Raw genomic sequence first — 19,248 nt, 5'->3', positions numbered from 1 at the left:
CCAATGGTTACCATTTTGTCATTTTTTGGTCCACAGCCATTCCGCCGCGCCGCCAAGCCTCACTATTACTTGAAATATATCACTTTATTCTGGAATGTCGGTGTTTACACAACCACAGAAGCACCAACAAACAAAGAACTCGCCCCACCCTCCATGCGAGGCTTTGCAAAAAAGGCATCGACTTTGTGCCCTATGTTTCTTTTTTGTAAAAACGAGCACCGCCAAGGAGGGTCGCCTCGCTCGCAATGCATTGGTTTTACGAACAAAGAAGACTCTGGCCCGGTTCTTGTTTGTCGCCGGGCACCCGCGCGCAAGCGGGGGAATCGAGAGGGAATCCGGGCCTCGCGCGTTCGGATATTTTTTATGGCACGTCGGCTGCCGGGGCGCTCCGGCGGCACATCCAGGAAAAGGAGTATTGCATGAATCAGGGTCGTATGAACGCCATCGCCGCCGTCAACAACTTCAAGCCCATCTCGGCACCGCTCAGCTTCGCCGAGACCCGCGCCACCGACATCTTCGGCAGCAACGTCTTCAATGACAAGGTCATGAAGGCCATGCTGCCCAAAGAGGTCTACAAGTCACTCAAGCGGACCATTGAGAAAGGCGAGAAGCTCGACCCGACGGTGGCCACCATCGTGGCCCAGGCCATGAAAGATTGGGCCATTTCCAAGGGCGCTACCCACTTCTGCCACGTCTTCTACCCGCTGACCGGCCTGACCGCCGAGAAGCACGACTCCTTCCTGGTGCCCGACGGCAAGGGCGGCGCGCTGGCCGAGTTCGACGGCAAGATGCTCATCCAGGGCGAGCCCGATGCCTCGTCCTTCCCCTCCGGCGGCCTGCGCACCACCTTCGAGGCGCGCGGCTACACCGCATGGGACGTGACCTCTCCGGCCTACATCCTGGAGAACCCCAATGGCACGGTGCTGTGCATCCCCACGGCCTTCGTCTCCTGGACCGGCGAGGCCCTGGACAAGAAGACCCCGCTCCTGCGCTCCTTGCAGGTCCTGAACACCCAGGCCCAGCGCGTGCTCAAGCTCTTCGGCAAAAAGGTCGAGGCTCCGGTGACCTGCTTTGCCGGTCCCGAGCAGGAATATTTTCTCATCGACCGCAACTTCTACTACGCCCGCCCCGACCTCTACCTGGCCGGTCGCACCCTCTTCGGGGCCAAGTCGCCCAAGGGACAGGAGTTCGAGGACCAGTACTTCGGCGCGATTCCCCGCCGCGTGCTGGCCTTCATGATGGAAGTCGAGCGCGAACTGTTCAAGGTCGGCGTGCCCGTTAAGACCCGCCACAACGAGGTCGCTCCGGCCCAGTACGAGATCGCCCCGATCTTCGAGCAGGGCAACATCGCCACCGACCACAACCAGATCATCATGCACACCCTGCGCTCCGTGGCCAGGCGCTACGGCATGGCCTGCCTGCTGCACGAGAAGCCCTTTGCGGGCATCAACGGCTCGGGCAAGCACCTGAACTACTCCATCGGCAACTCCGAACTCGGTTCACTCTTCGATCCGGGCGAGACGCCGCACGCCAACGCCATGTTCCTGGTCTTCTGCGCGGCCATGATCCGCGCCTGCCACAAGTACGGCGGTCTTCTGCGCGCCACCGTGGCTGCGGCGGGCAACGACCATCGCCTGGGCGCCAACGAGGCTCCTCCGGCTATCATGTCCATCTACCTGGGCGAGATGCTGACCGACGTCTTCGAGCAGATCAAGAACGGCGGCGCCAAGTCTTCCAAGAAGAAGGACGCGATGCACGTGGGCGTGGACACCCTGCCGCCCCTGCCCATGGACCCGGGCGACCGCAACCGCACGAGCCCCATCGCCTTCACCGGCAACCGCTTCGAGTTCCGCGCCGTGGGCTCCTCCATGTCCATCGCGGGCTCCCAGGTCGCCCTGAACACCATGCTGGCCGAATCCCTGGACTACATCGCCACCGAGATCGAGAAGAAGACCGGCGGCAAGAAGGCCGGCCTCAATCAGGCCGTGACCGAGATCATCCAGGACATCATGAAGAAGCACGAGGCCATCATCTTCAACGGCAACGGCTACTCCGAGGAGTGGCACAAGGAAGCCAAGAAGCGCGGCCTGCCCAACCATCCCAACACCCCGGCCGCCCTGCCCGAGCTGACCAAGGCCGAGGTCATCGAGCTGTTCGAGAAGTACGGCGTGCTTTCCGGCCGAGAACTGCACTCCCGCCAGGAGATATACACCGAGTTCTACAGCCGCACCATCAAGACCGAGGCCGCCCTGACCGTCAAGATCGCCCGTACCATGATCCTGCCGGGCGCAATCCGCTACCAGAGCGACCTGGCCGCGACCTGCGCCAACATGAAGGCCATCGGCAAGGAGTATCGCTCCATCGCCCTGGACGACGTGACCGCAAAGCTGCGCGGCCTGCAGGACGCCATCCTCGATCTTGAGAAGCTGTGCGCGCACGAGGCCAAGGACGCCCTGGCCGAAGCCAAGTACCTGTGCGACAAGGTGCTGCCCGCCATGAACGAGGTTCGGCGCTGGGCCGACGAACTCGAACAAGTGGTCAACGACGACTACTGGCCGCTGCCCTCCTACATGGAAATGTGCTTCATCAAGTAGCTTCTCCCGCCCTGTCCCACGTCCCGCCAAAGGCCCGCTCCCTCTCGGGGGCGGGCCTTTTCTCATCGGGCCTTGAGCGGCCGGAACGCGCGGACGCTCGGACGTCATTGACGCCGGGCCGGACTGAAGATAGAGCAGCCCGGCCGCGCGAAGAGGCGTCCAGAACGCCCGCCTGCCGAATTCAATCGCGCGGCATCCGGTTTTGGGAGTTGGCTGCCACGTGAGCAAGCTGCTGTATATCTGCGCGGCCTTCGCCGCCCTGTTCGTCTTTCTTCAGGCCGTCACGGCCCGCGCGGCCGACCTGCCCGTATCGACCAAGGGAGAGGAGCTTCCGACCGAGGAACCCGCCCTCCCCGTCTGTCCGGCTCCCGCGGCCGCGGCCGACGCGCGCGACGCGTGCTACCGCCTCGTCCCGGCTGTGAACGGAGGCCGCTGTCAGCCTCAGAGCCTGATCTACTCCCGCTGCCGCACGGGCATCATGACCTGCCGCCTGGACGACACGAGCCCGGTGCAGTGGTTCGCCTGCGAGAAAAATCGTGGCGCGACGACCTCACTGCCCACGACGGGCAGCGTGCTCATCCTGGCCGCCAACGCCAAGCGCGGCATGCCCACCGGCCACACCCTGCATGTGGAGGACGCCTGCCCCGAACCGGGCGGAACCTGGCTTCTGCGGCTCTCGCACACCAACCACGACCGCAAGTGCTCCCTCGATCTCGACGCCGCGGCGCGCTTTCATCCCGCGTCCATGCGCGTGGAGTTCCTCTCCGGCGCATGGTCTGCCTGGGCCTCGCACCTGACGGCGCTAGGCTTCATTGGCAAACGCTGAGCCGCTCTTTTCCGCCCCCTCCCTCCCTACCCTGGAATCTCGCAGAAGACGTCCCTTGCCCGCATGAGCCGCGCGCCCGCCGTGTGCAGTTCGTCCCTGGCCTTCTCGTACTCCCGCTCATCGAGCGGCATCACCCCGTCCATGATGAGCACGCAGGGATAACCGAAGTCCAGGGCGTCGCGCAGGCTGTAGAACACGCAGATCTCGGCGGCCAGACCGCAGAAGTAGAGCTCGGTGGCCCCTTTCTCGCGCAGGTATCCGGCCAGCCCTGTGCTCCTGCGCCGCGCGTTGTCGTAGAAGCAGCTATAGCTGTCCACCCTCGGGTCCACGCCCTTGCGGAAGATGGCCTGCACCGCGCGCGTGTCGAGATCGGGATGGAACTTCGCCCCCCATTCGCCCTGCACGCAGTGGTCGGGCCACAGCGTCTGGGGCAGGCCGTCGAGTTCGACGCTCTCGAAGGCCGCGCGTCCCGGATGCTGCGAGGCGAAGCTCGCGTGCCCGGGCGGATGCCAGTCCTGCGTGGCCACGGCCAGTCCGAAGCCCGGTTGCAGGCCATTGACCACCTCGACGATGGTGTCGCCCCTCGGCACGGGCAGCGCGCCGCCGGGCATGAAATCGTTCTGGATGTCCACGAGGATGAGCGTCTTCATGGCCTCATGCCCTCCTGTAGCGTGCGATCAGCCGGTCCCGGACCGCCTTGAGCCGGTCGCTGATCCCCACCTTGTAGACGTAGGGGCGCCCGAAGCGCTTGTATTCATCCTCCAGTTGCCCGAGCCTGGCCTTGGCGAACGCGGCGATCTCGCGCACCGAAAGCGGCTTTTGGGTGCGCGCGCCGCCGCGCATGACGGGCCTTGAGATGCGCTCCTTGGCGAATCCCCTGGTGGACAGCGATTTCAAGGTGTCGAACGGGTGGTGCATGGCTTCCACGTCCTTCTCCCCGGCCAAGGCCACGGCGTCCGCGCCGTAGAAGTTCCCCTCGCCATCCAGGAGCCGGAAGACCTGCTTGAGCTGCGGCAGGGTGATCTTCTCGGTCTCCTCGGTGATCTTGATGCGCGGGCCGCGGTTGGCGAAGGCGAGCTTGTAGACCCCGTCCAGGGCCGCGTCCGGCCTGCCCGTGACGAGGCTCGTGCCCACGCCGAAGGCGTCTATGGGCGCGGCCTGCTCCACAAGGCTTTTGATGGCGTGCTCGTCCAGTTGGCTCGATGCCACGATGCGCACGTAGCCAAGTCCGGCCTCGTCGAGCATGGCCCGCGCCCTCTTGGCGAGGTAGGCCAGGTCGCCGCTGTCGAGGCGTATGCCCGCCAGGCGATGGCCGCGCTCCTCCATCTCCCTGCCCGTGGCGATGGCGTTTGGCACGCCGCTGCGCAGGGTGTCGTAGGTGTCCACGAGGAGGATGCAGTTTTGGGGTCTTTGTTCGGCGAAGGCCCTGAAGGCGGCCAGCTCGTCATCGTGGCTCTGGATGAAGGAATGGGCCAGGGTGCCGGAGACGGGGATGCCGTAATCCATCCCGGCCCGGACGTTGCTCGTGGCGTCGAATCCGCCGATGACCGCGGCCCTGCTGGCGTGGTAGCCGCCCAGGCCCTGCGCCCGGCGGAGTCCGAAATCGACCAGTGAACGGTCCCCGGCCGCGAAGCGCATGCGGCTGGCCTTGGTGGCCACCAGCGTCTGGAAGTTGAGGATGTTGAGCAAAAGCGTCTCGGCGATTTGGGCCTCGATGATCGGTCCCTTGACGCTCAGGACGGGACTCGTCGCGAAGACCACCTCGCCCTCGCGCGCGGCGTGCACGTCGCAGGTGAACCTGAAGCCGCGCAGGTATTCGAGGAAGCGTGCGTCGAAGCCCTGCTCGCGCAAAAAACCGATCTCTCGCTCCTCGAAGCGCAACTCCTCCAAAGCCGACAGCGCGTCCTCGAGTCCTGCAAAGACCGCATAGCCGCCGTCAAAGGGATTCTTCCGGAAGAGATAGTCGAAGACCGCGGCGTTCTCCCGCGTCCCGCCCAGGTAGTAGGCCTGGGCCATGGTCAACTGGTACAGGTCGGTATACGTGCCGGGGTAACGGATCATGCTCATGGAACGGTCTTCCCTTGCCCGCCGGCCGGTCGGCCGGGATCATGCCGCACGCGCCGCGCACGGACGCGATCGGCTTGTCCTTCGGTCTTGCTCGAGAAGCTACACCTTCGGGGCGGAAATGTTGAGGCCCGCGCGAAAGATCCGGCGCATTTTCCTTGCCATGCGGCCGATGATGGCAGAATTTGATTCTCGACAAACAGGAGGGAGACCATATGTCCACGGAGAACGCCAAGGCATACATGCGGCGCATGCGCACCGATCCCGCGTTCAAGCGGCAGGTCGAGGCGCTGGCGGACGACGATGCCCGGTGGGACTTCATCAGGGCGCAGGGCTACGAATTCACCTTCCGCGAATTCGACGCCGCCCAGGTGGAACTGATGGCCGAGTTCGGCTCGGACGATCCGGGCCGGATCAAGGGCTGAAGCGCAGCGAAGGCAAAACCCTTGTGCTCGCGCGTCAGCCGAGCCCCTGGCCGGGACCTTTGCCGCAGCCGCATTCGCCGCAGCCGCAACCGCTCTTCTTCGACCTGGCAGCCATGAATCTGCGTACGAGATATCCCACAGCCACAGCCACCACCGCGCCGACTATCGCATAATCGAGCCATTCGTTCATTGCGCTCTCCTTTCAGTTTTTGGCCCAGGCCGTTCAGGCCGAGGCGGCCATGATTTTATCGGCCTGCGCCACGATGCGGTCGCCACCCGCGCGCTTGGCCTCGTAGACGGCGGCGTCCGCGCGCGCGACCAACGCTTCGCATTCGGCCGCAAGGTCCACCGCCTCGGGGTCGAAGGCGGCCAGACCTATGGAAAGCGTGGCCCGGCCGATGCCTTCGCCCGCAAACCGCTGCCGTATGCGCTCAGCCACGGCCCTGGCCTCGTCCGCACCCCGGCTGACCACGAGCACGCCGAACTCGTCGCCGCCATAGCGGAACGGGCAGTCTCCGTCGCGCACGCTGGTGCGCAGAATGGCCGCGAGCCGCCGCAAAAGCTCGTCGCCCGCCAAGTGCCCGAAGGCGTCATTGACGCTCTTGAAATTGTCGCAGTCCACGAGCAGCAGATGAAACGGCGTACGCGTGGCGCGGGCCACGCGGGCCATCTCGTGCAGGCGCTCGGAAAAGGCGCGTCGGTTGGCGATGTCAGTCAATGGATCCCGCAACGAGAGGTCCTCGAAGCGCCGCTTGCTTTCCGTGGTTTGGTTCAGTCGGGCGTGCAGCCAATCTTCGCGACTGGCGATGGAGTGCGCCATCCAGTTCAGGTTGCGTTTGAGGCGAACGAGATCGTGCTCCTCGTCGCGCTCCTCGGGCAGGGCGAACTCGGTCGCGTAATTTCCCTGCTTGATTGCCAGACAAAATCTATTGATTTCTTTGATGTTTTTAAGAATCACATAGTGTCCGACCAGATGCGCGATGGGCCAGGCGAGCACGATGCCCGCGACCACGGCCAGGGCCAGAAAGCCCGTCAGGTCGTCCAGGCGGCGTTCATACGCCAGGTGCATGGCGACTCCCAGGGGCAGTACGGATACGGCGAACAGCAGCAGGCACAAGAGCGTCGTCGCGGACATCCCGCAACCAGGCCGACCGCGAAGCGCCTGCCTGCGGCCGGAGGCACGCTCCGAGAACCAGCGGGCAGCCCTTCCCGGCAGCGCGGAAAGGTTTGGGTCCTGCCCGCGTTCTGTAGCCGGTTCGTCAGCGGCCCGGCTCGACGCGCTCGCCTTCATCCGTCGCACCCCCTCCATAAATACACGTCCGCACACCGGACCGGGCCGCACCGTGGCATCCTATCCAGAGTGGAGGACGGCCTCCTTCTATTGATTTTGAAATTCAATGTCAAGCCGATGTCCGAAGCGTCCCAAAATACAACCCCTTCCACAACCAACAGCAATTTTATTTTCTATGGTAACACCAAGTTTTTAAAAATATTTCGCAATAAGAGTTGTTTTTTTCCACAAAACAGCAATAGAGCTTGGATAAGCCTGCTTAAACGCACATATCGCAGGGTCCGCATAGGTGCATGCGGATCAAATCCAGAGGATATGTCCCGTCGGCGCGGGAGCCCTTTCCGGTTCCCGCCACACATCGCACGGACACGGCACGGACTGCCCCGGGGCGCTCAGGCCGACAGCAGGGCAAGGCCTCGATCTTCCACCCGCCAGGCCATGGTCACAAGAAATCCAAATTTACACTTGCCTTTCCCGTAATTCGCTTGCTATACGCCTCTCTCGATTGATAACAATTATCGCTCTCATATTCAATCAACACAAGGAGCCCTCCATGTCCCGAGAACCCGTCCAGCAGAAACGGCACCCCGGCACATCCCTCGGCTCCGAACAGTGCGCGACGCCCCGCCTGCCCAAGACCGGCACCCTGGCCGCCATGGCAGAGGGCGACAGCGCCCTGATTCTCGGCTTCTCCGGCGAGCGCGACATCCGCACCCGCATCGAGTCCATGGGGCTCGTGCCCGGCGTCGAGGTCCACGTGGTCAGCAATTGCGGCGGAGGCCCCCTGCTCGTCAGCCTCGACGGCAGCCGCCTCACCCTCGGCAGGAACGTGGCGGACGGCATTCTGGTGGCCTGAGCGCCAGACCGCTCCGCCGGTCCGGCCCGCCGTCCAAGCCGACTGGCGGACGGGAAGCCCTTTCAGGGACTGCCACGCCTTCGTATTGCGAATGAAAGTCGAAAACAAAATCAAGTGAGACGCCAATGCCCACCCTGAACGACATCGCCCCCGGAGACCGCTGCACCATCGCCCGGATCACGGCCACAGGCCAGCTCGGCCTGCGCCTGATGGACCTCGGCTTCTTTCCCGGAACGCAGGTGCGCGTGGTGCGCAACGCCCCCCTGGTCGATCCCGTGGATCTCGAGGTCGACGGCTCGCACGTGAGCGTGCGTCACGCCGAGGCCGCCCACGTGGAGGTCGAGACGGCATGACCCGGCGCATCCTCGCGGCCTTGGCCGGGCAGCCCAACTGCGGCAAGTCCACGGTCTTCAACATGCTCACCGGCGCGCGCCAGCACGTGGCCAACTACCCCGGCGTGACCGTGGAGAAGAAGACCGGATTCTTCAGCCACGAAGCATTGCGCGTCGAACTGGTCGACCTGCCCGGCACCTACAGCCTGACCTCCTACTCCCTTGAAGAGCGCGTGGCGCGTGAATTCCTCCTGCGGGACCGCCCCCAGGCCGTGATCAACGTCGTGGACGCGGCCAACCTCAAGCGCAGCCTGTCCCTGACGCTTCAAATCATGGAGCTCGGCCTGCCCGTGGTCGTGGCCCTGAACATGCTCGACGTGGCCGAACGACGCGGCTTCTCCATCGACGTGGACGAGCTCTCCAGGCGCCTGGGCGCGCCCGTGGCGGCCTGCACGGCCAGCAAAGGCAAGGGCCGGGAGGCCCTGCGCGCGGCCCTGGCCGAAACAACCGCAGCACATCCGAAGCAGCAGGCCCCCTCCACCTTTCCCCAGGTGGACTACGGCCCGCTCGAGGCCCCCTTGCAGACGCTGATCCGGCGGCTTGGCGACGCCCCGGCGCTCTCCTGCCCGCCGCGCTGGCTGGCCCTGAAGCTGCTCGAAGGCGACGAGGAGGCGCACAAGCTTGCCCGCGCCGCCCTGCCCGACGCCGTGACCCTGCTGGCCGAGGCCGAGGGGCTGCGCGCGGACGTGGAGGCAAAGACCGGGCAGTCCCCGGAGCAGATCGCCGCCATCCAGCGCCACAAGACGGCCACGGCCATCGCCGCGGCCTGCGTGCGCCGCGACGGCGCGCCGCAAAAGAACCTCACCGACCGCCTCGACGCCTTTGTCTGCCACCGCTTCATGGGCCCGGCGATACTTGTGGGCGTGCTCTTCGCGCTCTACCACCTGTCCATCGTCCAGGGGTACAAGCTGACCGAGATGACCTGGCCCCTGCTGGCCTGGCTGCGCGAGACCCTGGCCCAGGCCCTGCCCGCCCCGGGGTTCCTGCACGAGCCGCTGGTGCGCGCTCTGAGCCTGTGGTTCATGGACAGCCTGAACACCCTGCTCAACTACATCCCGATCTTCTTCATCCTCTTCGCCCTCATCGCCGTGCTCGAGGACTCGGGCTACATGCCGCGCATGGCCTTTTTGCTCGACCGCATCTTCCGGCGCTTCGGGCTGCACGGCCAGTCCACCCTGCCCCTGATCCTGGGCGGGGTCTACGTGGGCGGTTGCGCCATCCCCGGCGTCATGGCCTGCCGGGCCATCCCGGACGAACGCGCCCGCCTGGCCACGATCCTCGTGGTCCCGCTCATGAACTGCCTAGCCAAGGTGCCGCTGTACGTGCTCCTGGTAGGGGCCTATTTCCCCGCGCACAAGGACGTGGCCATGTTCTTCATCGCCACGGTGACCATCCTGGTGGCCCTGCCCATGGCCAAGCTGCTCTCCCTGACCGTGCTGCGCAACCGCGAGAGCGCCCCCTTCATCATGGAATTGCCGCCCTACCACCTGCCGACTTTGAGCGTGGTCCTGCGCAGAGCCGTCGAGCGCGTCTGGCTGTTCATCAAGCGCATCATCACCATCGTCGCGGCCGTGGCCGTGGTGGTCTTCGTGCTGATGCGCTTTCCCGGCCTGCCCGGCGACCGCCTGGAGCACTTCGAGACGCGGGCCGGGGAGTTGCAGTCCTCGTTCCTGGCCTCGCTCGCAGGAACGCCCCTGGAAGGAACCGTGGGCGCGAACGACCTGACCGATCTCGTGAACTTCTCCGAGGCCTACCGCTCGGCCCGCATGGCTGCGGCGACCCGCGAGCAGGTCGAGACGGTGAACGCGTCGTTCGCGGCACAGAATCCGGCCTTCTTCGCCTTTGTCATGCCTCTCGACCCCGAGTCGCGCGCGGCCGCGCGCAACCTGACCACGCTGGTGCGCGACCGCCGCACGCTGCTGCACGAGATGCGCGCCGAGCGCCTGGATTCGAGCTTCCTCGGGCGGCTTGGCCGCACGCTCGAGCCCGTCACGCAGTTCGCGGGCTTCAACTGGCGCATCAACATCTCGCTTCTCGCAGCCTTCGCGGCCAAGGAGAGCACCGTGGCCACGCTGGGCGCGCTCTACGAACAAGGCGCCGAGGGCGGCCAGGCGCTCGACGAGCGCATGCGCGAGCAGGAGACGGGCTTCACCGCCCTGCACGCCCTGGCGCTGATGCTCTTCATGGCCACCTACCCGCCCTGCATCGCGGCCTCCATGATGGTCAAGGTGCAGGCCGGAGAGACCAAATGGATGCTTCTGGCCATGGGCTACCCCATCCTGCTCGGCTTCGGCTTCGCCTGCCTCGTCTTCACGGGCGGCGGAGTGCTTGGCCTGAACGGGCTTCAGGCCATGGGAGCCTTCTACGCCCTGGCGCTTGGGGCGACCCTGGCCATGGCTCTCGTCAACCCCGACCGTTTCAAACGCAGCGCATAGGAGGTACCAACATGCGCCGTAAAATCACGACCCTGACCCTGGCCCTGGCCCTTTGCCTCGCCCTTTCGGGCGCGGCGCTGGCCCACACCCCGCTTTGCTCCTGCTACGCGCCCGGCGACGGCACGGTCGTCTGCGAGGGCGGCTTCTCCGACGGCTCATCGGCCGCTGGCACCGCCATGAAAGTGCTCGACGCAGGCGGTGCGACCATCCTCGAAGGACAAATGGACGCGCACGGCGAGTTCGTCTTCGACAAACCCGAGGGTGACTACACCGTAATTTTCGACGCGGGCGAGGGCCACATCATCACCATCCAGGGCAAGGACATCTTCTAGCAGCCATGCCGCCTGGGCCGGGTGACCGCACGCCGCCCGGCCAAAACCATACGACCGAAGGAGAACACCATGAAACGCATCATCCTTGGATTGGCCCTTTGCCTGGGCCTTGCGGCCAGCCCGGCCATGGCCCACTTCCAGCTCGTCCACACCCCCGAACTGGCCTTGGAGCAGGGCGGCGAGCTGCACCTCTCCATCGTCTTCACCCATCCCTTCGACGCGGGCTACACCATGGACATGGAGACCCCCGAGGCCTTCTACCTGGTCTCGCAGCGCGGCGACGGCGAGCCCAGGACCACGGACCTCATGTCCTCGCTCAAGCCCATCTCCTGGAAAAGCACGACCAACACCGGCAAGGCCTTCGAGGCCAAGGTGCCCGTGCGCAGCATGGGCGACCACATCTTCGTGCTCGTGCCCGCGCCCTACTACGAGAAGGAAGAGGATGCCTACATCCAGCAGATCACCAAGAACATCGTCAACGTGGCGGGCATGCCCGGCCACTGGAACGAGCCACTGGGCCTGAAGGCCGAGATCGTGCCCCTGGACAAGCCCTACGCCCTTTGGACCGGCAACGTCTTCCGCGGCGTGGTGCTCTCCGACGGCAAGCCCGTGCCCGGCGCGGAGATCGAGGTCGAGTACCTGAACCACGAGCCGCTGCAAAACGAGCGCGCCTTCGCCGAGAAGGGCGCGATCGAGGCCCCGCAGGCCGCCTTCGAGGTCCAGACCATCTTCGCCGACGAGAACGGCGTCTTCACCTACGGCCTGCCCCGCGCCGGATACTGGGGCTTCGCGGCCCTGGGCGTGGGCCCGGACGAGGAGTTCAACGGCAAGGAGCTTTCCCAGGATGCCGTGATCTGGGTCAAGGCCGTGGACATGAAGTAATTCCCTACCTCGCGGCCCGCTTCTGTCTCCCCCGGCGGGGGCGGGCCATTCTCCATCGGGAAAAGGACCATGCGAAACAGACTCGACGCATTCATCGCCTACCTCGCGGCCAACGGCCTCAAGCTGACCGCGCAGCGCCGCCTGATTCTGACCGAGATCGAGGAAGCCCGGCGATGTCTGAGCCCCGAGGAGGTGTTCGTCCGGGTGCGCTCGCGCGACGCCAGGGTCAGCATGGCCACGGTCTACCGCACCCTGAAGTTGCTCGCCGAGGCGGGCCTGGTGCGCGAGATGAGCTATCGCGACAGCCCGCGCCGCTACGTGCTCCCCGAGAACGCCACGGACCATGCCGCGCGCCACGTCTGCCCAAGCTGCGGCAGGCTCGAACCCAGTACCTGAGCCTTCAGCCGCCCGCATCCTCGCCCACGACGGGCAGGCGGCGCGACAATCGCACCCCGCTCGCATCGACCTCGGCCAGCCAGGGCCAGGCCATGACTCCGGCCGCAAGCGCGGCATGAAAGGTGCGCGCGTAGTCCTCGTCCACGCACCAGGCCGGGCCGAAGCAGGCCGCATCGCGGCGCGTGACGAGGTAGAAGGTGGCCACCCTGGCCCCTTGCGCGGCCAGGCGCATCAACTCCTCCAGATGCTTCTTCCCGCGCTCGGTGCGCGCATCCGGAAACAGCCCCACGCCGTCCTCGGCCAGGGTCACGTTCTTGCACTCCACCCACAACGGACCTTGGGCCGTCTCGAAGCGGGCGTCCAGACGCGACTCGCCCGCGCGGGCCTCGGGTCGCATGGACGTGGCCGTGCGCAGTTCAGGGATCAGCCCGTGCTCGTAGGCGAAGGCCAGCATGCGGTTGGGAACCTGGGTGTTCACGCAGCAATAGCCGCTCCCGGCCTCGACCGCCTCCAGGGTGAAAGGCAGCTTGCGCTTTGGGTTTGGGGCGGGCGAGACGAACGCGGCTAGGCCCGGCCGGATCAGGCCGAGCATGGAGCCGGAGTTGTTGGTGTGGACCCACAGGGGCTCTTTTGCCTCGGCGAAGGCGACCTGCACCAGGAAGCGCTTCTCGCGCCTGATCAGCGTCGCGGCCCGCGTACCGGGCGGAAAGGGTAGAACCTGGGGCATCAGGGCGCGTGCGGCGCGGTCACCGGCTTTGGCCCATGGCCGCTGTCCAGCGAGCGGTACTTCTCCACCGCGGGCAGGGCCAGCTTGCCGCCCAGGTCGTCCAGCCGCACGAAGGTGATGGTCGTGGAGACGATCTCCTTCTCGCAGGTCGCGCCCGGCTCGTCCGCGAAAACCACCACGCGGTAGGTCACGGAGGTCTTGCCCTGGCGCTCGGGCTCGATGGAGAAGCGCAGGATGGCCCCGCAGTGCGCGGGCTTCCTGAAGACGATGTCGTCCATGGCCATGGTCACCAGCTTGCAGCCCGGAAAATCCAGCGAAGCCGTGAGCCAGGCGAATTCGTCGATCCAGGCCAGCATGGCCCCGCCGAAAAGATGGCCGTAGTGGTTCAGATGCTCGGTGCGGACGATGCAGTAGGTATCCATGCGATTTGGTTCACTCCGTGACGTTCGATCGGATGCGTGAGGCCGGGCCGCGGCCCCAGAAGGCGCGCTGCCCCATGGGCGGCGTCCTGTCCGTGGGGTCGCGCATGCTCCGGTGTAGGGCCCGGAGCACGCGGCGTCAAGACGGCGAAGCGCGCCCTTGCCCTATCGGATCATCTGGTCGGGCAAAAAGTGGACGATCTGCGGGAAGACCGTGAGCACCGCAGCGACCACGAGCAGCAGCACGAAGAACGGGAAGGATTGGCGCAGGATGAAGGGCGGCTCGTGGCCCGAGATGTGCTGCAGCACGAAGATCGAGAAGCCCACGGGCGGCGTGATCTGCGACAGCTCGACCATGATCACGGCGAAGATGCCGAACCACAGCGGGTCGAACCCGGCCTGGACCACGATGGGCAGCACGATGGGCAGCGTCATGACGACCATGGAGATGCCGTCGAGCATCATGCCCAGAATGGCGTACATGATCGCGATGACCAGGATCAGCGCATAGGGCGAGAGCTCCAGCCCCGCGATGAAGGAGGACAGCGCCCTGGCCACGCCGATGAAACCCACGACCTGCGAAAGGAAGGCCGCGCCCGCGATGATGAAGCAGATCATGGTCGAGGTCTTCACGGCCGCGAGGAAGGCCTCGGAGAGATTCTTCCAGTTGAGTTCGCGGAACCAGGCCGCCACGCACAGCGCGCCGAGCACGCCCAGGGCCGCGGCCTCGGTGGGCGTGGTCAACCCCGCGTAGATGCCGCCGAGCACGAGCAGGATCAACGCCACCACCGGCAGGATGTCGCGCACCGCGGCCATGCGGTCGGCGGCGGTGTAGGATTCGCGGTAGCGCGGCGTGAGCGAGGGGTTGAGCAGCACGCGAAAGACGATCCAGCCCGAGAAGCACAGCGCGATCATGAGCCCCGGCACGATGCCCGCGATGAAGAGCTGGCCTATGCTCGTGTCCGCGAGCACGCCGTAGATGATCATGATCAGCGAGGGCGGAATGAGGAAGCCGAGCGTCCCCGCGCCCGCCAGCGAGCCCAGGGCCAGCCCCTTGTCGTAGCCGCGCGCGGCCAGTTCGCGGTAGGTGATCTTGCCCACCGTGGCCGTGGTCGCGGCGCTCGATCCCGAGATGGCCGCGAACAGCGAGCAGGCCACCACGTTGACGTGCAACAGCCTGCCCGGAATGAAGGACAGCCAGGGCGCAAGGCCGCTCATGAGCTTTTTCGAGATCGCCGTGCGGTACAATATCTCGCCCATGAGCACGAACAGGGGCAGGGCCGAGAGCGCCCAGGAGTTGAGCGAGTTCCAGGCCGAATTGGCCATCAGGTCGCCGATGCGGTCCCAGACCGAGATGGTCGGCGGCAGGTTCGTCTTGTGCAGGAGCATGCCGATGACGCCCGTGGCGAAGAGCGAAAAGCCGATCCAAAGCCCGGAGAGCAGAAGCGCGAACATGACCGCCACCAGGGCGGCCGAAAGAAGAAGCGGATCCTCGATCATTGTTCCTCGTCCCGTGTGAGCAGGCGCGCGGCCGTGGCCAGAAGTTGCAGGGCGAAGAGCGAAAAGCCGATCGGGACCAGAAGCTGCGGAATCCACAGCGGCGTCTCGGCCATGGAGTCGGCCAGGATGTCGAGCCGCTTGTGGTCCGCGACCATGCGCGCGGAATGCCAGAGGATGAAAATCGAGACGGCCAGCCCGCCCGCGCAGGCGAAGACATCCATGCCCTTGCGCGCCGCGGGCGGCAGCAGGCGGCGGATCATGGTGATGCGGATGAGCGCGCCGTCGCGCAGGGTGAGGCCAAAGCCCAGGGACACCGCCGCGAGCAATAGGTAGCCGCCGTATTCCGTGGTCACCATCAGCGACATGCCAAACAGGGCCCGCGCGCCGATCTCGGCCAGGGTCAGGGCGGCGAGGCAGGCCAGGGCCAGGGCGGAAAGGAGGGCCGTGCCCTTGGACAGGCCCTCCACTATGACGATGAAGCGTGAGATCATCTAACAGCTACTTCAGGTAGGCCTCGAACACGGCCTTGGTCTCGGGCTTGGCCGTGGCCAGGAAGTCGTCGAGCATCTTCCTGGCTATCTCGTCGAGACGCTCCTGCACGGCGGCGGGCGGCGTCTGGACCTTGATGCCCCCGGCCTTCACGGCCGCGATGGCCTCGGCGTTCTGGGTCGCGGAAACCTGCCACTGGGAGGCCTCGACCTCGGCCGCCACGGCCAGCATGGCGTCCTGCTGCTCCTTGGAGAGCGCCTTCCACCAGTCGAGGTTGATGGTCACCATGTTCAGGGGGAAGGCGTAGCCGATCTCGGCGAAGTCGGAGAGCACTTCCCAGAACTTGCCGTCCTTGCCGGACACGGCCGAGGTCAGCACTGAGTCGGCCAGGCCGGTCTGCAGGGCCGAATAGACCTCGCCCCAGGGCAGGGACATGGGGTGCGAGCCCGCAGCCTCGAGGAAGAGCGCGCCGTTGCGATCGTAGGTGCGGATTTTCAGGCCGCGCAGATCGTCGGGAGTGTTCATGGCGCGCTTGGCGAAGATGCCCGAGGGCGGCCAGGGCGCGGCGTAGAGCAGCTTCTGGTTCCAGCGCTCGCAAGCCTTTTCGTAGGCCGGGCGGGCGATGTCGTAGAATTTGCGGGCCTCTTCATAGGTGGTGGCCACGCGGGGCATGGAGGAGATGCCGAAGATCTCCTCGGAGCCGCCGACCACGCCCATCAGGATGTCGGACATGGGCACGGCCGCGTCCTTGACCGAGCGCAGCAGTTCGGGTCCCTTGAAGCCCAGCGCGCCGCCCGCGTGCACCGTGATGACCACGCCGCCGTTGGTCGCGGCCTCGACCTTCTTGGCGAATTCGATGGCGCCTTGCGAGTGGAAGTTCGATTCGGGATAGATGGCGTTCATATCCATGCGGATGGTCGCGGCGCTCGCCGGGGCGGCCAGAAGCAGCCCGAGCAGACAGGACAGGAGCAGGGCCTTGCGGAGCATGAAGAAACCTCCTTTGCTGGTGGCCGTCCCTGGTCAGAGCGCACCGGGACGGAAAAAGATGACGAGGAATCCGGACGGCGCGAAGCAAGGCTCGTGCCGAGAATCCCCCTGAATACGCCTCTCGCCGAGATATCGGCCAGGAGCGCCCGCTCCACGCCCGTCACGGGGTTTTGGATGCGCGGCAACGTCTCCCCGGCGTCTCGGCGTGGCGCATTTCATAGCGGATTTCCCCGCGATTTTCTACAAATGTGTTGCGCCTAGTTGACGAATATGTGCGCGATTCGTGCCGTTTCCGACAACCCGAGCCATTCCGGTCCACTTTGTCCGCGAAGGCTACACGCGGGCCTTGCCCCCGAGCCAATCACGCGCCATACTGCCACCCGCCCGCGTCCCTGCACGCATCCTGCACATTTCGCGCGGCGACTTCAGGAGGACACATGCTCAGCATCGGCGTGGACACCGGCGGCACCTTCACCGACTTCATCTACAAGGACGGCGCGTCCTTCGGCGTGCACAAGCGCCTCTCCACCCCGGACGATCCCTCGCGCGCGGTCATCGAGGGCGTGCGCCACATCGCCGGAAACAGGTCCGTGTCCATCATCCACGGCTCCACCGTGGCCACCAACGCCATCCTGGAGCGCAAGGGCGTGAAGACCGCGCTCATCGCCAATCTGGGCTTCACCGACGTCATCGAGATCGGCCGCCAGAACCGCCACCGGCTCTACGACCTGCACTACCGCCGCCCCGCGCACATCGTGCCGCGCGAGCTTCGCTTCGGCCTGCCCGGCCGCATCGGCAGCGCGGGCGAGACCGTGCAGCCCTTCGACGCGCAGGCCGCGCGCGAAGCGGCGCAGGCCGTGGCCAGAGCCGGGTGCGAATCCGTGGCCGTGTGCCTGCTCTTCTCCTTCCTCGACCCCTCGCACGAGCTGGCCGTGCGCGAGGCCTTCGCCGACACCGGCGTGGCCGTCTCGCTCTCGCACGAGATCCTGGCCGAGTTCCGCGAGTTCGAGCGCGCCTCCACCACGGTCATCAACGCTTACGTCTCGCCCAAGATGTCGCGCTACCTGACGCGGCTGCGCGCGGAGGCGGGCGAGAAGACGCCGCTTCGCATCATGCAGTCCAACGGCGGCTCCATCTCCGCCGAGACGGCCATGCGCGAGTCCGTGCGCACCATCCTCTCCGGCCCGGCCGGAGGCGCGGTGGGCGCGTTCCACCTGGGCGCGGCCGCTGGTTTCGAGCGCCTCATCACCTTCGACATGGGCGGCACCTCCACGGACGTGGCGCTTATCGACGGCTCCTTGCCCCTCACTCTGGAGTCGGCCATCGAGGGCTACCCGGTCAAGGTGCCCATGATCGACATCCACACCGTGGGCGCGGGCGGCGGCTCAATCGCCCGCCTGGACGAGGGCGGCGCGCTGACCGTGGGCCCCGAATCCGCCGGGGCCGATCCCGGCCCCATCTGCTACGGCAAGGGCACGGAGATCACCACCACGGACGCCAACCTCTTTCTGGGCCGGTTGATCCCCGAGCGGTTCCTGGGCGGCGGCATGCGCCTTGAGACCGAGACCCTGAACGCGGCCGTGGCCGACATGGCGCACAAGGCCGGGCTGTCCGAAAAGGCCCTGGCCGAGGGCATCCTCGAAGTCGCCAACGCCACCATGGAGCGCGCCATCCGCGTCATCTCCGTGGAACGCGGCTTCGACCCGCGCGAGTTCACCCTCTTCTCCTTCGGCGGCGCGGGCGGACTGCACGCCTGTTTCCTGGCCAAACAGCTCTCCATGCCGCGCGTCTTCATCCCCAAAAACCCCGGTATCCTCTCGGCCGTGGGCATGATCATGGCCGACGTCATCAAGGACTATTCGCAGACCGTGATGCTCCAGGCCCGCGCAACCACGACCGACGACCTGCACGGCCATTTCTCACCGCTCATCGCCCAGGGCTCGGCCGATCTCGCGGCCGAGGGCTTCGCGGCCGGGGCAATGCACTTCGAGAAGTTCCTGGACATGCGCTACCAGGGCCAGTCCTTCGAGATCATCACGCCCTACGCCGAGGATTTCGCCGAGGCTTTCGAGGCCGAGCACGAGCGCAAATACGGCTACCGCAACCCCGGCAAGGCCATAGAGATCGTCACCGTGCGGCTGCGGGCGCGCGGCGTGCCGGAGAAGCCCGCCTTCGCCAAGGCGGACAAGCTGGTCGACGACGTGCCCGCCGAGGCCATTCTCGAAACGCGGCCCGTGGTCTTCTCGGGCAGCGCGCGGCCCACCCCGGTCATCGACCGCGAAAAGCTCCTGTCCGGCAACGTCCTGCCCGGCCCGGCCATTGTGGTGGAATACACCTCGACCATCGTGCTGCCGCCGTTCGCCACGGCCACCGTGGACGCCTGGGGCAACCTGGTCGTGAAGATCGACCATGAGCGGTGCGATGCCTGAGCAAGGGCTGAGCAAGGGCTGAGCAAGGGCTGAGCCCTTGACCCGATTCTGGGCGGAGCGCCTGTTGGCCGGGCATACGCGGGCACGACGGTGATACGTTTTAGAAGAACGGCTACACAAACGCTTGCTGGTTTGACATTGACATACCCAAAACCAAAAAGTTTTGCGGAAGGATGAGGGGGTCCAGGGGGAGAAGGAAACCCC

Annotated in this window: 19 protein-coding genes; 10 read left to right on the top strand and 9 right to left on the bottom strand. The window is 65.9% G+C overall.

Annotated elements, in window-relative coordinates:
• Nucleotides 1–419: 419 nt before the first annotated feature.
• Together DSAT_RS07610 and DSAT_RS07605 are read left to right on the top strand one after the other, a co-directional pair.
• A complete protein-coding gene (locus tag DSAT_RS07610) occupies nt 420–2,594 on the top strand; it encodes a glutamine synthetase III family protein (RefSeq protein WP_020886905.1) in 2,175 nt (724 codons plus the stop codon).
• Between the two features lie 220 nt (nt 2,595–2,814).
• Nucleotides 2,815–3,420 (top strand): hypothetical protein, encoded by a 606-nt coding sequence (locus DSAT_RS07605; RefSeq protein ID WP_020886904.1) that lies wholly within the window; start codon nt 2,815–2,817, stop codon nt 3,418–3,420.
• 26 nt (nt 3,421–3,446) lie between these two features.
• Here the strand turns inward: DSAT_RS07605 and pncA are convergent, their stop codons facing one another.
• Together pncA and DSAT_RS07595 are read right to left on the bottom strand one after the other, a co-directional pair.
• Entirely contained in the window at nt 3,447–4,070 is a 624-nt protein-coding gene (gene pncA, locus DSAT_RS07600) for a bifunctional nicotinamidase/pyrazinamidase (protein WP_020886903.1), read from the bottom strand.
• 4 nt (nt 4,071–4,074) lie between these two features.
• On the bottom strand, nt 4,075–5,487 hold the full coding sequence (locus tag DSAT_RS07595; protein ID WP_020886902.1) for a nicotinate phosphoribosyltransferase: 1,413 nt from the start codon (nt 5,485–5,487) through the stop codon (nt 4,075–4,077).
• Nucleotides 5,488–5,699: 212 nt separating this feature from the next.
• Between DSAT_RS07595 and DSAT_RS07590 the strand changes: the two genes are divergently transcribed.
• Entirely contained in the window at nt 5,700–5,909 is a 210-nt protein-coding gene (locus DSAT_RS07590) for a Nif11-like leader peptide family natural product precursor (protein WP_020886901.1), read from the top strand.
• A 34-nt stretch (nt 5,910–5,943) separates the two neighbouring features.
• Here DSAT_RS07590 and DSAT_RS15150 read toward each other — a convergent pair whose 3' ends face one another.
• Entirely contained in the window at nt 5,944–6,099 is a 156-nt protein-coding gene (locus DSAT_RS15150) for a FeoB-associated Cys-rich membrane protein (protein WP_020886900.1), read from the bottom strand.
• Between the two features lie 33 nt (nt 6,100–6,132).
• Entirely contained in the window at nt 6,133–7,044 is a 912-nt protein-coding gene (locus tag DSAT_RS07585) for a GGDEF domain-containing protein (protein WP_052167347.1), read from the bottom strand.
• 709 nt (nt 7,045–7,753) lie between these two features.
• Here DSAT_RS07585 and DSAT_RS07580 point away from each other — a divergent pair.
• The 6 genes from DSAT_RS07580 to DSAT_RS07555 all read left to right on the top strand — a co-directional run bounded on the left by DSAT_RS07580 (nt 7,754) and on the right by DSAT_RS07555 (nt 12,493).
• Nucleotides 7,754–8,056: a FeoA family protein gene (locus tag DSAT_RS07580; protein WP_020886898.1), complete on the top strand. Its 303-nt coding sequence runs from the start codon at nt 7,754–7,756 to the stop codon at nt 8,054–8,056.
• Nucleotides 8,057–8,181: 125 nt separating this feature from the next.
• Complete coding sequence (locus DSAT_RS07575) at nt 8,182–8,409, top strand: FeoA family protein (RefSeq protein WP_020886897.1); 228 nt, start codon at nt 8,182–8,184, stop codon at nt 8,407–8,409.
• Nucleotides 8,406–10,883: a ferrous iron transport protein B gene (gene feoB / locus DSAT_RS07570; protein ID WP_020886896.1), complete on the top strand. Its 2,478-nt coding sequence runs from the start codon at nt 8,406–8,408 to the stop codon at nt 10,881–10,883. The genes DSAT_RS07575 and feoB overlap by 4 nt, the downstream gene beginning before the upstream one ends.
• Nucleotides 10,884–10,894: 11 nt before the next feature.
• Nucleotides 10,895–11,215: a hypothetical protein gene (locus DSAT_RS07565; RefSeq protein ID WP_020886895.1), complete on the top strand. Its 321-nt coding sequence runs from the start codon at nt 10,895–10,897 to the stop codon at nt 11,213–11,215.
• Between the two features lie 69 nt (nt 11,216–11,284).
• Nucleotides 11,285–12,097: a DUF4198 domain-containing protein gene (locus tag DSAT_RS07560; protein ID WP_020886894.1), complete on the top strand. Its 813-nt coding sequence runs from the start codon at nt 11,285–11,287 to the stop codon at nt 12,095–12,097.
• Between the two features lie 69 nt (nt 12,098–12,166).
• Nucleotides 12,167–12,493: a Fur family transcriptional regulator gene (locus DSAT_RS07555; protein ID WP_020886893.1), complete on the top strand. Its 327-nt coding sequence runs from the start codon at nt 12,167–12,169 to the stop codon at nt 12,491–12,493.
• A 4-nt stretch (nt 12,494–12,497) separates the two neighbouring features.
• Here DSAT_RS07555 and sfsA read toward each other — a convergent pair whose 3' ends face one another.
• The 5 genes from sfsA to DSAT_RS07530 all read right to left on the bottom strand — a co-directional run bounded on the left by sfsA (nt 12,498) and on the right by DSAT_RS07530 (nt 16,615).
• The gene (sfsA, locus tag DSAT_RS07550) at nt 12,498–13,220 is read right to left on the bottom strand and encodes a DNA/RNA nuclease SfsA (RefSeq protein ID WP_020886892.1); all 723 of its coding nucleotides are present in this window, start codon (nt 13,218–13,220) and stop codon (nt 12,498–12,500) included.
• Nucleotides 13,220–13,642, bottom strand: a complete 423-nt coding sequence (locus DSAT_RS07545) for an acyl-CoA thioesterase (protein WP_020886891.1) — start codon at nt 13,640–13,642, stop codon at nt 13,220–13,222. Before DSAT_RS07545 ends, sfsA begins: the two co-directional genes overlap by 1 nt.
• 162 nt (nt 13,643–13,804) lie before the next feature.
• Entirely contained in the window at nt 13,805–15,139 is a 1,335-nt protein-coding gene (locus tag DSAT_RS07540) for a TRAP transporter large permease (protein ID WP_020886890.1), read from the bottom strand.
• The gene (locus tag DSAT_RS07535) at nt 15,136–15,630 is read right to left on the bottom strand and encodes a TRAP transporter small permease (protein ID WP_020886889.1); all 495 of its coding nucleotides are present in this window, start codon (nt 15,628–15,630) and stop codon (nt 15,136–15,138) included. The genes DSAT_RS07540 and DSAT_RS07535 overlap by 4 nt, the downstream gene beginning before the upstream one ends.
• Nucleotides 15,631–15,637: 7 nt before the next feature.
• A complete protein-coding gene (locus DSAT_RS07530; RefSeq protein WP_020886888.1) occupies nt 15,638–16,615 on the bottom strand; it encodes a TRAP transporter substrate-binding protein in 978 nt (325 codons plus the stop codon).
• A gap of 437 nt (nt 16,616–17,052) precedes the next feature.
• Between DSAT_RS07530 and DSAT_RS07525 the strand changes: the two genes are divergently transcribed.
• Nucleotides 17,053–19,044, top strand: a complete 1,992-nt coding sequence (locus tag DSAT_RS07525; RefSeq protein WP_020886887.1) for a hydantoinase/oxoprolinase family protein — start codon at nt 17,053–17,055, stop codon at nt 19,042–19,044.
• The last annotated feature ends 204 nt before the right edge of the window (nt 19,045–19,248 follow it).

The organism is Alkalidesulfovibrio alkalitolerans DSM 16529 (genome assembly GCF_000422245.1).
GTDB lineage: Bacteria > Desulfobacterota > Desulfovibrionia > Desulfovibrionales > Desulfovibrionaceae > Alkalidesulfovibrio > Alkalidesulfovibrio alkalitolerans.
The sequence above is the reverse complement of the archived record's forward strand: the minus strand, read 5'-3'. Positions and strand labels throughout refer to the sequence as shown.

Coding starts and splice junctions, on each gene's coding strand:
- DSAT_RS07610 (WP_020886905.1), top strand. CDS start 420: ATGAATCAGGGTCGTATGAACGCCATCGCCGCCGTCAACAACTTCAAG.
- DSAT_RS07535 (WP_020886889.1), bottom strand. CDS start 15,630: ATGATCTCACGCTTCATCGTCATAGTGGAGGGCCTGTCCAAGGGCACG.
- DSAT_RS07555 (WP_020886893.1), top strand. CDS start 12,167: ATGCGAAACAGACTCGACGCATTCATCGCCTACCTCGCGGCCAACGGC.
- DSAT_RS07580 (WP_020886898.1), top strand. CDS start 7,754: ATGTCCCGAGAACCCGTCCAGCAGAAACGGCACCCCGGCACATCCCTC.
- feoB (WP_020886896.1), top strand. CDS start 8,406: ATGACCCGGCGCATCCTCGCGGCCTTGGCCGGGCAGCCCAACTGCGGC.
- DSAT_RS07525 (WP_020886887.1), top strand. CDS start 17,053: ATGCTCAGCATCGGCGTGGACACCGGCGGCACCTTCACCGACTTCATC.
- DSAT_RS07545 (WP_020886891.1), bottom strand. CDS start 13,642: ATGGATACCTACTGCATCGTCCGCACCGAGCATCTGAACCACTACGGC.
- DSAT_RS15150 (WP_020886900.1), bottom strand. CDS start 6,099: ATGAACGAATGGCTCGATTATGCGATAGTCGGCGCGGTGGTGGCTGTG.
- pncA (WP_020886903.1), bottom strand. CDS start 4,070: ATGAAGACGCTCATCCTCGTGGACATCCAGAACGATTTCATGCCCGGC.
- DSAT_RS07590 (WP_020886901.1), top strand. CDS start 5,700: ATGTCCACGGAGAACGCCAAGGCATACATGCGGCGCATGCGCACCGAT.
- DSAT_RS07585 (WP_052167347.1), bottom strand. CDS start 7,044: ATGTCCGCGACGACGCTCTTGTGCCTGCTGCTGTTCGCCGTATCCGTA.
- DSAT_RS07575 (WP_020886897.1), top strand. CDS start 8,182: ATGCCCACCCTGAACGACATCGCCCCCGGAGACCGCTGCACCATCGCC.
- DSAT_RS07565 (WP_020886895.1), top strand. CDS start 10,895: ATGCGCCGTAAAATCACGACCCTGACCCTGGCCCTGGCCCTTTGCCTC.
- DSAT_RS07595 (WP_020886902.1), bottom strand. CDS start 5,487: ATGAGCATGATCCGTTACCCCGGCACGTATACCGACCTGTACCAGTTG.
- DSAT_RS07540 (WP_020886890.1), bottom strand. CDS start 15,139: ATGATCGAGGATCCGCTTCTTCTTTCGGCCGCCCTGGTGGCGGTCATG.
- sfsA (WP_020886892.1), bottom strand. CDS start 13,220: ATGCCCCAGGTTCTACCCTTTCCGCCCGGTACGCGGGCCGCGACGCTG.
- DSAT_RS07530 (WP_020886888.1), bottom strand. CDS start 16,615: ATGCTCCGCAAGGCCCTGCTCCTGTCCTGTCTGCTCGGGCTGCTTCTG.
- DSAT_RS07560 (WP_020886894.1), top strand. CDS start 11,285: ATGAAACGCATCATCCTTGGATTGGCCCTTTGCCTGGGCCTTGCGGCC.